This window comes from [Flexibacter] sp. ATCC 35103, from assembly GCF_001975985.1.
Classification (GTDB): domain Bacteria; phylum Bacteroidota; class Bacteroidia; order Flavobacteriales; family Flavobacteriaceae; genus Flavobacterium.
This window is the reverse complement of the sequence record NZ_MTQF01000010.1, coordinates 249,945-265,004: the sequence shown is the minus strand read 5'-3', so window position 1 is coordinate 265,004 and position 15,060 is coordinate 249,945. Positions and strand designations below refer to the sequence as shown.

The window sequence follows — 15,060 nt, the reverse complement described above, 5'->3', positions numbered from 1 at the left end:
CGCTGTATCTTTTTCTGTCTAAAGAAGCCAGAAAAAGGATGCCGCTTCCATCAGGGCTAGGGATGATAGTTTTTTTTATAAATTTATTTAGACGCTAGTAATTTAGATTCTTCTGGAGTAAATTCAGGTACGATTGCATAAGTACCAATTTCAGCAATTGCCATTTCATCCAAAATATCTACTAAATTTTTGTAATTAGATTTTTTACTAGGTTTTATAATTACAATTAGACTTTCAGGTTTTCTATTTTTAGAAGAATATCCGAGCAAATTATTTTTTCTTTTCAGTAATTCTCTACGAATTCCCTCTTTTCCATATTTGATTTCTTTTGGAGAAACAATAGGAGAACTCAAAAGACCTATGTAATATATCAGTTTATTATTCTCACCTAACATTACGGTTATAGATCTATTCTCCCCATAGTGACGTGGTTGACAGTCACAACAGCCTCTATCTTGCCCGCTGTCATACTCAATGAGTTTCGGTTTAGCTAATTCAATTGTGACCATAAAAAATATAATCAATAAGAAAGAAACACTTACCATTGCGGTTAAATCGACTCTTGTATTTAACTTTTTGCTTCTGACTTTTTTGGGTAGATTTTCCATAGTTTGAAATGTTTTATTTTGAAGCTAATAATTTTGATTCTTCAGGAGTGAATTCATTTACAATAGCAAACGCATCAATGTTAGCAATTCGCATTTCGTCTAAAATGTCAACCAAATTTTTAAAGTTGCTTTTTTCACTTGGCTTTATAATTACTATTGGACCATTCTTTGGTTTTCCAATATTGGTTGAGTATTTCAAAATAGACATCTTTTTATTTACTAATTCTTTTCGTATACCTTCTAGGCTATAATTAATTTCTTTTGGAGTTTCAACTGGATATGATAATAAGCCTGAATAGGTTATAATTTTATTGTTGTCATCAAGTAAAATTGTATAAATTCGATTTTCATCAACACATCCTATTGGACCACAACTTGGGTCTCTATCAGGTAAAGATAAGTCCATTCCTTTCGGTTTAGCTAATTCAATTGCGACCATAAAAAATATAATCAATAAAAAAGATACACTTACCATAGCGGTTAAATCAACTCTTGTGCTTAGCTTTTTACTTCTGACTTTTTTGGGTAGATTTTCCATATAAAATTAAATTATATTAGTAAAAGGATATTATTGGGCTGCTATTAACTTTGATTCTTCTGGTGTAAAATCATTTATAATAGTATAAGTATCGATTTTTGCGATAGCCATTTCATCCAGAATGTCAATCAGGTTTTTATAATTACTTTCCTTACCAGGTTTAATAATTACGGTAATTCCTCTTCCTGTTTTTCCTAATTTAGCAGAATACTCAAGCATATTTTTGTTTCTTAAAAACAGTTCTTTTCTAATACCATCTTTTCCATAACTAGTTTCCTTAGGAGAAATCATTGGGTTTTCTACATATCCCATATATGAAACTAACTTATCATTTTTGCCTAATAGAATTGTCACTGAACGATTTTCCTTAAAACATCCTCCCCAGCCACATGTTATATCTCCGTAATCAGGCAAACTCAAATCAACCGCTTTTGGTTTCGCCAATTCAATTGTGACCATAAAAAAGACAATCAACAAAAAAGAGACACTTACCATAGCGGTTAAATCAACTCTTGTGCTTAGCTTTTTACTTCTGACTTTTTTAGGTAGATTTTCCATAAGAATGAATTTAGATTTACTAAAGTTAACAATAAATTTAACATATAGAGGAGACTAAAATTAAAATTATTTGAAAATAAATTTTACGATTAAACGCTTGTTTTTCAGCTCTATTTGAGGATATTTCACTTTTTTTTAATCTTTTTTAGAAATTTAATAAAACCAAATCGAAAGTTACCCCGTAAATGAGCTTATAACTTAAAATATTAATTATGAAAACTAGAAAATTTTTAGCCGCAGCAATCTTAGCATTAGGATTTGGATTTACATCATTTGCACAAAAAACTGTAATGGTTGGTGGAGCAGCAATGTACCCAAATAAAAATATTATTGAAAATGCGGTAAATTCAAAAGACCACACTACACTTGTAGCTGCTGTAAAAGCTGCAGACTTAGTAGAAACTTTACAAGGTAAAGGACCATTTACCGTTTTTGCCCCAACAAATGCAGCATTTGCTAAATTGCCAGCAGGAACTGTTGAAACGTTATTGAAACCTGAAAACAAAAAAATGTTACAAACGATCTTAACCTATCATGTTGTTGCAGGTAAGTTAAATGCATCTGATATTGCTAAAGCAATTAAAGACGGAAAAGGAAAAGCTACTTTCAAAACTGTTAGCGGTGGTACTCTTACTGCATGGATGAAAGGAAAAGATCTATACATCAGTGACGAAAGCGGAAACAAAGCAAAAGTTACTATTGCAGATGTAAATCAATCTAATGGTGTGATTCACGTAGTTGATAGTGTTTTATTACCAAAAAAATAATAAAACTAAATTTCAACGATCAAAAAAAAGTCCTGCGTTATGCAGGACTTTTTTTGCTTTATGAGAATTATAAAATCTATTTTTTAGCAGTTAAGGTTGATCCTGCAGAAGCAATAACAACGCAAACTACGGCTAAAATTTCAGTGAAAATCAATTTTTCCTGCAAGAATATAAAGGCGCAAATAGATGCAGCAGCAGGTTCCAGGCTCATTAATATACTAAAAGTACGAGGCGGAAGCTGACCTAAGGCTTTCATTTCTAATGTAAACGGAATAGCACTGGATAAAAGAGCCAAAGCGATTCCCATACCAAAAAGTTTTGGAGTTAGATTAGCCAATCCGTTTTCGTAAAAACCAAAAGGAAGGATTAACAATGCAGCAAATAACATTCCGGTTGATACTGCCTGACCACCATTCATAATTTGGGAAATCTTACCACCCAAAACAATATAAGCAGCCCAAAATCCACCGGCTAAAAGAGCGAAAACAACTCCTAAGATATCTACCCGATCATTTGTCCAGGGAGCAATCAAAGCAATTCCAACAGCTGCGAGCAGAACCCAACAATAATCTATCAGACGTTTTGAGCCAATAATGGCAACTAATAACGGACCTATAAATTCAAGTGTTACCGCTAACCCAATTGGAATTCTTTCTATCGCCAGATAAAAAATCAAATTCATGGCACCTAATGACAAACCATAAGGCGCAACTATTTTCCATTGTTGTGGAGTAATTTCCTTTAGATTTGGTCGATATGCTACTAATAGAATTAATGCAGATACTCCAATTCGAATCGAAGCTGTTCCTGCTGCTCCAATTGCAGGAAATAAAGTTTTAGCAATTGCTGCTCCGCATTGTACGCTAATAATGGCAAGAAGTACCGCGTAAACAGGAGGTATGTTGAATTCTTTATTTTTCATGGGAAATAATTGATGAGATAAGAAATGTTATAAGAAAAAAGAGGTTCTCATTTCTTAACAAGATTGTTGAAACTGGGATCAACCATTAGGCTGCAAAATAATTTTATTCTAAAGCACGCTTGGTTACATACGCACGATAACCAATAATAGCCATTTGCCATTTTTTTGCTTTCGAAATATCCAGACCTTGTTTGGTAAAACTTGGTAAAAGGAGTTTGTTTATTTTGGCTAAAATTTTATACATCGCAGGTTAATTTTTCTCAAAGATATAAAAAAAGACTTTGCGTTTGGGCAAAGTCTTTTTTAGGGTATATTCAAAAATATACAGAGTAAGTATATATTACAATTCTGGAATAATATAAGAATCAAAATAACGTATCGATTCTTATAACACTATTATTTTTTAGTTAAAATCTTTTCAATTTTCTCCAGCATTTCTGCAGCATTTTTGTTGTCCGGAGATAATTCTAATGCTTTTTTGTAACTCTCTTTTGCATTTTCGACTTGATTGTTCCTGAAATAACCATCAGCCAGACTATCAAATGCATTTCCGGATTTAGGATTTTCTATTGTATTTAATTCTAGAACTTTAAGTCCATCATTTAGCCTTCCGTGTTCCATCAGCGTGTAGCCAATAACGTTTAATCGATATTCAAAATTCCAATCCGGATGACTCTTTTTTATATCTAAATAATTTTGCTTAGCCTTATTGATTTCGAGTTTTAAGAAAGTCTGATTTATTTTTTCACCGGCAAGATAGTAATCATCTTTAAGCGTTTGGTCTACAATCGAAGCAACATGATTTATTACCTGACTCTGAACATACAAACCGGAATATTTATGTCCGTTTGATAAAAATATAATTGTTAACTTATTTTCAGGGAATTTTCTAAAAGCCGTTTCATTTCCTCCGGTAAAACCATACGACAGAATTTTATTGACAGGAACAATTTCCCAGCCATATGCAAAACGATCCGTGTTATTAGCAAATTTAAAAGGCTCCCACATCGAATATTTTGTTTCTTTTTTGAGATAAACATCTTTATCCAAATTTTGATTCCATCGAATAAATTCCGGTAAAGAAATATTTAAACCATTTGCTGAGTGGGAATCAAACCCAAAGTCTGAGGTGCTTTTTATATATTTTTTAGTCTCACTATTATAATTATATCTAAAAGCACTATTGGGTACGGCTTTACCAAAGTTTGATGAAAAATAAACTTCGGATTTTATATCAGGAAATTGATTCTTCAAAATATAATCATCAAAAGTTAATCCATTGATTTTTTCGATGATTTTGGCCAAAAACAAATAATTGGTTTGATTGTACCTGTATTCATTTCCGGTGACAAATTGCATTGGCTTTTTAGATAATATCGCAATTTTTTCGTCATAAGGCAAGGTGTTCGGAATATCCTCAAACATTACAATGTCGGGTAATCCGGAAGAATGCGATAATAAATTTTTAACTTTAATTTCCTGCCATTCTTTAGGCAGATTATTTAGATATTTAGAAATAGAATCTTCCAATGACAATTTACCTTGTTCTATAAGTTGAAAAATTCCCACATTAGTAATCAATTTTGTTGTGGAGAAAATTTTAAAAGCAGTGTTTTTATCCACTGCTTTATTTTCTTCAAGAGATGCCTCTCCGTAATATTTTTCATAAATAACTTTTCCGTCTTTGATAACACTTAAAGCGACACCGGGAATTTCATTTATTGCTATAACTTCTTTAATATAGTCATCAATTTTTTGTTCGATTAATTTTTCTTCCTTTTTTTGACTAAAAGTTAAACCGAAAACGAGTAATAATAATGTTATAAGAAAAGATTTTTTCATTTAAGAGATTTAGATTGATTAAGATTTTTTGCTTTCTTTTTCTATTCTCTTCATTTCTTTTTCACGAAGTTTCATTTCTTTTTCCTGAAGTTTCATATCTCTCTCATACAGTTTCATGTCTTTTTCATATTGCTTCATGTTTAGATTATATTCTCTGGAATCCTTGCCATATTTTTGTTCCATGTCTTGAGTATATTTATCCATATCAACACTAAATTTCTCCATGGCAACTTCGTATTTCTCCATTTCCTTTTCGTATATAGCTTCTCTTTGAGCCATAATTTCTTCTACTTGTTTTTCAAAAGCTGACATGTCTGGTTCAAATGCTTCCATTTTTTTCTCAAACTCAGCCATTTCTTTTTCAAATTTTGCCATTGCAACTTTATCTTTATGATTTGAAGGAGCAACAGGAGGTTTTGGCATTTTCGACATATCAACAGGCGGTGCCTCAGGCATTGGTCCTCCAGGAAACGAAGGAGGAGTTGGAGGAGTAGGAGGAACTACAGGCAATACACTTACATTGGTGCCATTTGTTTCGTTTACCTCTACCATACGATCTCCTATTACCATAGGTTTATCAATTGCGCCATCTGTAACAACGTCGATTTTTTTAGAACCATTATCTTTTGTTGTAATAACAATTCCGCAGCTTTTTATAGGATTATCTCCTTCTATCTGAATGGTTTGAGCTTCTCCAGTTCCTTTTTGAATATCAACTTTAATTGCTGTTAGCTCATTTTTAGAGTTTCTTTTCACATTTGATACTTCCATATCAATATTATGTTCTCTTTTTAATTTTTCAGCAATTTCTTTTAGCTCCTTATCGGTTGTATTTTTCTGAAATTTTAAAACATAAATTTGATCTGTTTTCTCAACAGCTTCCTGATTTTCTTTTCTCTCTTTTTCCTGTGCGATTGTTTCAATCTGAAATAAAAGCACAAATGCTACAAGTGCTGGAATAACAGCATAATACTTCCAGTAATTTCGTTTTTTTGATTGATTTTTGTTTAACATGACAATTCGTTTTTTGATTAATGATTGATAAAAATGATTGGTGATTGCAACACAGCTTTCATGTGTTGTTATTTTTAAAAGCGTGTACTGATACGCTTTTTTATCTGATATTTTTTTGGCAGCTTCATTATCTGCAATAAATTCTAAGTTTTGCAGAATAGCTTTTTTATACAGCCAAATAATAGGATTAAACCAGAAAAGCACACAAAATATCCTTGCTACTAAAACGTCAATAGTATGATTTTGATCGCTGTGTACTTTTTCGTGTTCGATAATATTCTCTAGTTCTGCGGCCGTAAACATGGATGAATTGTATACGATATAATCAAAATAAGAAAATGGAGCGATGTTTTCGTTAATATCTACAAATTTAAAATCAGCTTGCTGTTGTATTTTTTTACCTTTTAAAACCGAATTCAGACTGTAAAAATCTATAGCGAATTTTATGAGTAAAGCCAGGAAACCAATAGTATAAATGGCAAGCATTACATAATTCCAGTTAATTTCGAAGGTTTCATTCTCAACAATATGCGGGACATATCCTTGTGAATACTTTACAACTGAATTTGAAACTAAATTTGAAACTGAATTTTGAATCGGGGCAGGCTCAATCCATACAATTTTAGTGTAAACCAGAAATGGTAAAACTAATGACGTAACTAAACCCGCCAATAAAAACCATCTGCTGCTATTAAAGAAAGTTTCTTTGCGCAATAAAAAATAGTATGCACAATAAAACATGGCTAACAATCCGCTTGATTTTGCGATAAAAATGAAAAGTGTTTCCATAATAATTATTTTTCTTCTTTTGGGTTTTCGATCATAGCCAGTATTTCACGTAATTCTGCTGCCGAAATTTTTTCTTCTTTAGCAAAAAATGAAACCATATTTTTATACGAACTATTAAAATAGTTGTCGATTGCAGTATTCATATACTTTTTACTGTACGCTTCTAAACTAATGATCGGGTAATACTGATGCGTGTTTCCAAAAGCATTATGCGCTACAAAACCTTTTTCTTCAAGATTACGCACAATAGTCGATAAGGTATTATAATGTGGCTGATCTTCTGTAATCTCAGCCTGGATCTCTTTTACGAAAGCTTTTTTAAGCTTCCATAAAATGTGCATGATTTCCTCTTCTTTATTGGTTAACTTTTGCATTTTCAGGTTTTTTGAAATTTAAACAAACAGCTTATTTACGGGTTTCGATTATAATAACGCCATTTTTTCCTTTATCTCCATATTTGGCTATTGCCATTTCTCCTTTTAAGACGTTCATGGTTTTAATATCACCGGATTTATAGTCATCAAAGCTGAAACTTGAAGGCATTTCGACTCCATCAATAATTACAAGTTTTTTTTCATTTGAATTATTTTTTCCGGAATTCGAAACAATAATTTGAGTACCTCCGTCACTTGTTATTATTTTTGTAGTAGCATTATCATCTGAGTTTGTCGTTATAATAACCCCAGAATTTGTGTTGCTATTAGTATAAGTTTTTGTACTAACATTAGAAGTAGTGTTATCATTAGTATTTAGTTTAGTTTTTTGTTTTTTTTCGGTTACTATTTTTGAATCCTTACTTGTTTCATCAGTGGTTTGAATGCCTACTTTTTTGCTGCCATCCTTATCTGTTGTAACAATAATTCCGAAATCTTTTATGGTTTGATTTCCTGCTGTTTGAATAGATTGTGCTTGCTGATTTCCATTTTTGATGTCGATTTTAATTGATGTCAAATCGTTTTCAGCATTTCTTTTGATTTCAGAAGTTTCAAAGTCAATATTATGAATTGCTTTTAATTTTTCCTTAATTTCTTTTAATTCTGCATCAGTAGAACTCTTCTGGATTTTGTAAACATCTACAGATTTAATTTCTCCTGTTTTTTCTTTTATTGCCTGTTGTTTTTCTTTTGCTTCAGTTTTAATTTGAAATAAAAGTACAAAAGCAACAAGTACCGGAATTACAATACAAAATTTCCATAGATTTCGTTTTTTTGATTGATTTTTGTTTAACATAATGATTCGTTTTTTGATTAATGATTGATAAAAATGATTGGTAATGGCGACACAATTTTCATGTGTTGTTATTTTTAAAAGGGTATACTGATATGCCTTTTTATCGGATATTTTTTGTGCAGCTTGATTGTCTGCAATAAATTCAAGATTTTGCTGAATCGCTTTTTTATACAGCCACATTATTGGATTAAACCAAAATAGCACACAAAAAACTCTTGATACCAGAACATCTATAGTATGATTTTGCTCGCTGTGCACTTTTTCATGCTCAAGAATACTTTCTAATTCTGAGGCCGTATACAGTGATGAGTTGTATACGATATAATCAAAATAAGAGAATGGAGCAATGTTTTCGTTAACATCTACAAATTTAAAATCAGCTTGTTGTTTTACTTTTTTTCCTTTTAAAACCGAATTTAAACTATAAAAATCAAGAACAAATTTTATTAATAAGGATAAGAAACCAATACTGTAAATGGCAAATAAAGCAAGATTCCAATCGACAGTAAAACTGGCTTTTTCAGGAGTTTGCAAGGCATTAATTTGATAATTATTACCTGAAAGCGGACTGGCATCAACCCAAATAATTTTAGTATAAACTATAAAAGGCAAAATTACTGAGGTAAATAAACCAGCCAATAAAAACCATCTGTTGCTATTAAAGAAAGTCTCTTTGCGCAATAAAAAATAATAAGCACAATAAAACAATATCAATAATGCGCCTGATTTAAGTATAAAGGTAAAAAGTGCTTCCATGATGCTTATTTTTCTACATTTGGATTTTCTATCATAGCAAGGATTTCACGTAATTCAGCTGCCGAAATTTTTTCTTCTTTAGCAAAAAACGATACCATATTTTTATACGAACTATTAAAATAGTTGTCGATTGCTGTTTTCATATACTTTTTGCTGTACGCTTCTAAAGTAATAATCGGATAATATTGATGCGTGTTTCCAAAAGCATTATGCGCTACAAAACCTTTCTCTTCTAGATTACGCACAATAGTCGATAACGTATTATAATGTGGCTGATCTTCTGTAATCTCTGCCTGAACTTCTTTTACGAAAGCTTTTTTAAGTTTCCATAAAATGTGCATGATTTCCTCTTCTTTATTGGTTAACTTTTGCATGTTTTCTAATTTTAATTCAAACCTACAACTATTTTTCTAGTTACGCAACTATAAAAATAGTTATTTAACTAAAAAACACGTTGATTCGTTTTTGAAGTTATACAACTATGCTTTTAACTATTTGATAATCAGTGTTTAAAATAGGGTCTGAATTTTACCGCAAAATGCGCAAAGTTTTTTTATCTGAGTGTGATTTTTATAAAATACAAAAAGTTCGCAAAGCTTTGTGTTGAAAAAGCTTTGCGAACTTTATGTGTCTGAAGATACTACTTTAAAAATAACTTAGTGAACTTTGCGTAAATCTTTGCGCACTTTGCGGTAAAATTTCGAATCCAATTTAAAAATTAACTACTTTTCTCTTCAAGCAAAGCTTTTCTAATCCAGAAGCAGCAAAGTGTTGCAAAAACTCCTATAGAAGCCATAAAAAACCAATTAATCTGATATCCGAGGCGAGAAATTATTTCGAAACCAACTTTTGAGCTAATAATGTGTGCCAAACTAAAACTCATGGTATATAGAGCCATATAACGCCCTTCCTGACCACGTGGCGCACGACTCAGCGCGAAAGCATTTGAAAATGGGAAAGTAAGAATCTCACCAATCGAAATGCAAATCATACTAATAACAAGAACTCCAGCCCACATATTAATTAATAACAAAAAGAAACTCAATGCCATAATAAACGATCCAAGAATAATAATCCTGATTTTAGGAAAACCTCTTCTCTCCATAAAACCAACTGTTGGCATTTCGAGCGCAAAAATCAGAAGTCCGTTTAAAGTCATTAATAAACCAGTCTGAAATTCACTTAAACCAAATTTTTCATTATGATATAAAGGTAACGTTGTAAAAAGCTGAAAGAAAATCATAGCCGTTACAAAGCTCACAAATAAGAAAACCCAAAAGATTTTATCATGAAAAACCGATTTTATTTCGGCTGCAGTTTCCGTTTTATCTCCATGTTCTACTTTCTTTTTTTCTTTAACCAATAAAGCAAAAATAGTAATCGAAATAATACACGAAGCACCGTCAACCCAGAATAAGCCTGAATATCCGATTCCCATAATAATCAAACCTCCTAAAGCAGGCCCGGCAGCAAAACCAAGATTTACCGCTAAACGTACTAAAGTTAAAGCACGGGTTCTGTTTTCGGGCTTGGCATAAGCGCCAAGAGAAACAAACATCGCAGGTCTGAACATATCTGCAATAGTCATTAAAACAAACATTGCAATACATAATGACCAGAAAGTAGTAATATATTGTATAAAGAAAAGAGAAACACCACTCGTAAATAAGCTAAAAACCATGATTTTGTAAAAACCAATTTTATCAGAAAGTTTTCCGCCCAGCCACGAACCCAACATCGAGCCCAAACCAAAAGCTACCATGATCCAACCTACCTGATTGTAACTAAACTGAAGATCCTCTTTTAAATATTTGGATAAAAAAGGCAGTACCATTGTTCCGGCACGATTGATAAAAGTAACAATTGTAAGTATCCAAATTTCTCTTGAAAATCCTTTAAAATTATTAATGTAGTGGCTAAAAGCGTTCTTGAGCATTATGAATAAGTTATTTGCAACAAAGTTAAGAAACTTTGTAGAGATCATGGGTTGGTGCTTTGTTACTTTTAAACTATTTTTGCTCAAAATTTAGAAGATGAAAAATATTATCGCTTTTCTGGTATTACTGTTGGTAAATTTTTGTTTTGGTCAGAATAAATTTGATCAGAACGAAGCTGAAAAATTCCAAAAGACAATTAATGGTGAATATGCTGATCCTAAGACAAGTCCGTTGATGGAAGAAGATTTGAAAACTTTTAAAAGTTTGGATTTTTATCCCATAAATGCAAAATATTTTGTGAATGCAAAATTTGAAAAAGCAAAAAACGAAAAAGTTTTCGAAATGAAAACTACCGGAACCAGAACACCAAAGTATATTAAATACGGAACATTATATTTTACGATAGATGGTGTTGACCTGAAGCTAAATGTATATCGAAATATAGAACTTTCGAAAACTAAGGAATACAAAGATCATTTGTTTTTACCGTTTTCAGATTTAACTTCCGGTAAGGAAAGTTATATAGGAGGAAGGTATATCGATTTAAAAGTTCCAAAAGGAAATACAATTGCAGTCGATTTTAATCAGGCTTATAATCCGTATTGTGCTTATAATCATAAGTATTCTTGCCCTTTAGTTCCGCTGGAAAATGATTTAAATGTAGAGATTAAAGCAGGAGTTAAAACGTTTCATTAATGAAATTTTTCAATTTTCATACACATCAATTTACAAATCAATCTACTATTTTAGAATTGGTAAATCAATATCCGCAGGAGTTTGACGCGTCTATCCCGTTTTATTCGATTGGTATTCATCCGTGGTATATTCAGGAAGATCGAATTGAGGAAGATTTGAAAATTATCGAAGAAAAATTGCAAATTAAAAATTGTCTTGCTATTGGCGAATGCGGGTTAGACAAACGAATTGAAATTTCCTTTGATCAGCAAATTATAATTTTTGAAAAACAATTGGCTTTGGCCGAAAAATATAAAAAGCCGGTTGTCATACATTGCGTTGCCGCTTTTCAGGAGGTGATTGTAATAAAAAAGAAAATGAATATCTCAGTTCCGATGATTATTCATGGTTTTTCCAAAAATAATCAGGTAGCGACTCAACTAATTGCAGCGGGATTTTATCTTTCATTTGGAAAATATTTACTAAAAAATCCGGATTTAAAAACGGTATTTCAGAATATCCCAAACGATCGTTTTTTTCTGGAAACAGATACAATCGAAGAAAGTATTGAACAGGTTTATGAGTTGGCATCAGAATATAAAAGTATAACAATTAGTGAATTACAAGAGGTTATTTCAAGTAATTTTGAGAATGTGTTTGGAGGAGAAAGAATGAAAAATATAGAATAAAGAATATAGAATATAGAATAAAGAATATAGAATAAAGAATAAAGAATATAGAAGCAAGATTAACTAATAAGATTAGATTGGGTGTTGGGCTTTTGAAAGCTGGCGAATCTGAAACTTTAAACTTGAAACAAAATTTTAGAACAAATAAAAAACAACAAAAAAAGATATATGGCAGAGTGGACAGAAAGAGCCGAGCTTTTATTTACAAAAGAAGGATTACAAAATTTACAAAACTCTAATGTTTTGGTTGTAGGTTTAGGAGGAGTGGGATCATTTGCAGCTGAATTTTTGGCAAGGGCAGGAGTGGGCAGCATGACTATTGTAGACGGAGATGTTGTAGATATAACCAACATTAACAGACAATTACCAGCTTTGCACTCAACAGTAGGTCAGCCAAAAATTACTATTGTAGGAGATCGCTTAATGGATATTAATCCTGAATTGAAACTAACTCGTGTACAGGAATTTTTATCTCCTGAAAGAGCTTTTGAAATCGTTGCTCCAGAATTTGATTATGTATTGGATTGTATTGATAGTATTACTCCAAAATTAAATCTGATTATTGCAGCCAAACGCAAAAGGGTAAAAATAATAAGCAGTATGGGCGCTGGCGGAAAAATGCTGGCTTCGAAAGTAAAAGTAACCGATATTTCTAAAACGATAAACTGTTACTTCTCTAAAGCAATTAGAAAACGCTTAAAAGCAGAAAAAATAAATAAATTAAAAGTGGTTTTCTCTTCTGAAATCCAAGACGAAAAAAGTCTAAAACTAACCGACGGTAAAAACTTTAAAAAGTCATTTTACGGAACTAACAGCTACATGCCAGGTTTATTTGGCTTACACATAGCCGAAACCGTAATCAGACATTTGTTGAAAAAAGAGTAGCAAAAGTTACTAAGATGCTAAGGCTCTAAGTTACTAAGAACCTTAAATAAAAGACGCACTGCTGTGCGTCTCTACAGAAAAACCTTTGAACCTTTGTTCCTCAGAACCTTTGAACCTAAAAAAAAATGATAAAAACAGTAATTTTTGATATGGATGGTGTAATTGTAGACACTGAACCTGTTCACCGTTATGCTTATTACAAACAATTTTCTGAATTAAATATTGAAGTAACGCAAGAAATGTATACTTCATTTACGGGATTCTCAACCCGAAATACTTTTCAGACTCTTAAAGGATTTTTTCCTGCGATAGAACACGAAGTAGAGGATTTAATTCAAAGAAAGAGAAGTATTTTTAATGATGCTTTTGATACTAAAGAAGATTTATATTTACTGGAAGGGGTTGAAGATTTAATTAAAGATTTGTATACGAACGGAATACAGTTGATTTTAGCCTCTTCAGCTTCAAAAGTAACGATTGAGCGCGTGTTTACAAGATTTAATCTACATCAATATTTTACAGACGTTGTTAGTGGTGAAGATTTTCCGCAATCAAAACCAAATCCGGCAATTTTCGTTCATGCAGCTTCATTATCTGTAGCTCCAAAAGAAGAATGTATCATTATCGAAGACAGTACAAATGGGGTAAAAGCAGCAAAAGCAGCCGGAATTTATTGTGTAGGATATAACAGCCATCATTCTATAATGCAGGATTTGTCAGAAGCTGATATTATTATCAATCATTTTAACGAATTAGACGCGCAAAAAATATCACAGTTAAAGGGTTGAATTATAGAAAATTTAACATCTGTTCGATAATTGAATTTGTAAATTTGAACAAACAAAACAAAACTCACAAATGAAAAAACTACTTATTGCATTAGCCATTATTTTGGCTCCTCTTGCTACAGAAGCACAAATAAAGACGCCACAAGCAAGTCCTAAAGGATATATTAAACAAACCGTGGGATTAACGGATGTTGAAGTTACCTATTCAAGACCAGGTGCCAGAGGCAGAGCAGTTTTTGGAAATTTGGTTCCGTTTGGTAAATTATGGAGAACCGGCGCGAACGAAAATACAGTCATTAATTTTAGTGATGATGTAGTAATCGATGGTAAAACATTGAAAAAAGGGAAATATGCAATATATACCATTCCTAAAATAGAAAGCTGGGAAGTGATTTTTTACCTTTCTACAGACAACTGGGGATTACCTGAAAACTGGAGTGATTCTTATGTTGCTTTAAGAACTACTGTAAAAGAAGATGCTTTACCAACTCCTGTTGAGACTTTTACAATTGGTATCAATGGTTTAGATCCTAATTTTGGATATTTAGAAATGGCTTGGGAAAACTCTCATATAGCTTTAAAATTTGAAGTTCCAACTGCTAAAAATGCTATTGCAAGCATTGAAAAAACTTTAAACGGACCAACTTCAAATGATTATTTTGCTGCTGCTACTTATTTGTTTCAATCAAACGGAAACATTGAAACAGCCAGAACTTATGTAGATAAATCTTTGGATATGAGTACTGAAAAACCATATTTCATTTTAAGATTAAAATCACAAATCCAGGCAAAACAAGGCGATAAAAAAGGAGCTGTTGAAACTGCAAAAGCTTCACTTGCTGCTGCTGAAGCTGCTAACAATCAGGATTACGTAAAATTAAATAAAGATAGTATTGCTGAATGGAGCAGATAATAATTCTTTGAATTATTAAATTCCAATCAGATCCCGAAACTTCGGGACGCTATAAAAATCCAAATTCCAATTCAATATTGGAATTTGGATTTTTTTTTATTTATGTGTTATTTGTGTCATCTCGACGGAGGAGAGATCTCACTCGTAAC

General features: G+C 31.9%; 17 protein-coding genes. 6 read left to right on the top strand and 11 right to left on the bottom strand.

What is annotated here, in order from left to right; all coding sequences use genetic code 11:
- Window positions 1-83: 83 nt before the first annotated feature.
- From BXU01_RS19710 to BXU01_RS19700, 3 genes are read right to left on the bottom strand one after another with little or no spacing between them, the layout of a single operon-like run.
- Window positions 84-608 (bottom strand): biopolymer transporter ExbD, encoded by a 525-nt coding sequence (locus BXU01_RS19710; protein ID WP_083694874.1) that lies wholly within the window; start codon window positions 606-608, stop codon window positions 84-86.
- A gap of 13 nt (window positions 609-621) precedes the next feature.
- Window positions 622-1,146, bottom strand: a complete 525-nt coding sequence (locus BXU01_RS19705; RefSeq protein WP_083694873.1) for a biopolymer transporter ExbD — start codon at window positions 1,144-1,146, stop codon at window positions 622-624.
- A gap of 30 nt (window positions 1,147-1,176) precedes the next feature.
- Window positions 1,177-1,704, bottom strand: a complete 528-nt coding sequence (locus BXU01_RS19700; protein WP_083694872.1) for a biopolymer transporter ExbD — start codon at window positions 1,702-1,704, stop codon at window positions 1,177-1,179.
- Window positions 1,705-1,916: 212 nt separating this feature from the next.
- Here BXU01_RS19700 and BXU01_RS19695 point away from each other — a divergent pair, with 212 nt between their 5' ends.
- Window positions 1,917-2,471 (top strand): fasciclin domain-containing protein, encoded by a 555-nt coding sequence (locus BXU01_RS19695; RefSeq protein WP_083694871.1) that lies wholly within the window; start codon window positions 1,917-1,919, stop codon window positions 2,469-2,471.
- Window positions 2,472-2,547: 76 nt separating this feature from the next.
- Here the strand turns inward: BXU01_RS19695 and BXU01_RS19690 are convergent, their stop codons facing one another.
- From BXU01_RS19690 to BXU01_RS19655, 8 genes are all read right to left on the bottom strand, one after another.
- The gene (locus BXU01_RS19690; protein WP_083694870.1) at window positions 2,548-3,393 is read right to left on the bottom strand and encodes a DMT family transporter; all 846 of its coding nucleotides are present in this window, start codon (window positions 3,391-3,393) and stop codon (window positions 2,548-2,550) included.
- 103 nt (window positions 3,394-3,496) lie between these two features.
- Entirely contained in the window at window positions 3,497-3,637 is a 141-nt protein-coding gene (locus BXU01_RS19685; RefSeq protein WP_055092010.1) for a hypothetical protein, read from the bottom strand.
- A 152-nt stretch (window positions 3,638-3,789) separates the two neighbouring features.
- Window positions 3,790-5,235 (bottom strand): serine hydrolase domain-containing protein, encoded by a 1,446-nt coding sequence (locus BXU01_RS19680; protein WP_083694869.1) that lies wholly within the window; start codon window positions 5,233-5,235, stop codon window positions 3,790-3,792.
- 18 nt (window positions 5,236-5,253) lie between these two features.
- Window positions 5,254-7,038, bottom strand: a complete 1,785-nt coding sequence (locus tag BXU01_RS19675) for a M56 family metallopeptidase (protein ID WP_083694868.1) — start codon at window positions 7,036-7,038, stop codon at window positions 5,254-5,256.
- 5 nt (window positions 7,039-7,043) lie between these two features.
- Window positions 7,044-7,412, bottom strand: coding sequence for a BlaI/MecI/CopY family transcriptional regulator (locus BXU01_RS19670; protein WP_083694867.1), 369 nt, complete (start codon window positions 7,410-7,412; stop codon window positions 7,044-7,046).
- 31 nt (window positions 7,413-7,443) lie between these two features.
- The gene (locus BXU01_RS19665; RefSeq protein ID WP_083694866.1) at window positions 7,444-9,024 is read right to left on the bottom strand and encodes a M56 family metallopeptidase; all 1,581 of its coding nucleotides are present in this window, start codon (window positions 9,022-9,024) and stop codon (window positions 7,444-7,446) included.
- A 5-nt stretch (window positions 9,025-9,029) separates the two neighbouring features.
- Window positions 9,030-9,398 (bottom strand): BlaI/MecI/CopY family transcriptional regulator, encoded by a 369-nt coding sequence (locus BXU01_RS19660; RefSeq protein WP_055092021.1) that lies wholly within the window; start codon window positions 9,396-9,398, stop codon window positions 9,030-9,032.
- Window positions 9,399-9,742: 344 nt separating this feature from the next.
- Window positions 9,743-10,960, bottom strand: coding sequence for an MFS transporter (locus BXU01_RS19655; protein ID WP_083694865.1), 1,218 nt, complete (start codon window positions 10,958-10,960; stop codon window positions 9,743-9,745).
- 97 nt (window positions 10,961-11,057) lie between these two features.
- Here BXU01_RS19655 and BXU01_RS19650 point away from each other — a divergent pair, with 97 nt between their 5' ends.
- From BXU01_RS19650 to BXU01_RS19630, 5 genes are all read left to right on the top strand, one after another.
- A complete protein-coding gene (locus tag BXU01_RS19650) occupies window positions 11,058-11,657 on the top strand; it encodes a DUF1684 domain-containing protein (RefSeq protein WP_083694864.1) in 600 nt (199 codons plus the stop codon).
- Window positions 11,657-12,325 (top strand): TatD family hydrolase, encoded by a 669-nt coding sequence (locus tag BXU01_RS19645; protein WP_083694863.1) that lies wholly within the window; start codon window positions 11,657-11,659, stop codon window positions 12,323-12,325. Before BXU01_RS19650 ends, BXU01_RS19645 begins: the two co-directional genes overlap by 1 nt.
- 168 nt (window positions 12,326-12,493) lie before the next feature.
- Entirely contained in the window at window positions 12,494-13,210 is a 717-nt protein-coding gene (locus tag BXU01_RS19640) for a ThiF family adenylyltransferase (protein WP_083694862.1), read from the top strand.
- Between the two features lie 125 nt (window positions 13,211-13,335).
- Window positions 13,336-13,998: an HAD family phosphatase gene (locus tag BXU01_RS19635; protein WP_083694861.1), complete on the top strand. Its 663-nt coding sequence runs from the start codon at window positions 13,336-13,338 to the stop codon at window positions 13,996-13,998.
- Between the two features lie 70 nt (window positions 13,999-14,068).
- Window positions 14,069-14,911 (top strand): DUF2911 domain-containing protein, encoded by an 843-nt coding sequence (locus BXU01_RS19630; RefSeq protein ID WP_083694860.1) that lies wholly within the window; start codon window positions 14,069-14,071, stop codon window positions 14,909-14,911.
- The last annotated feature ends 149 nt before the right edge of the window (window positions 14,912-15,060 follow it).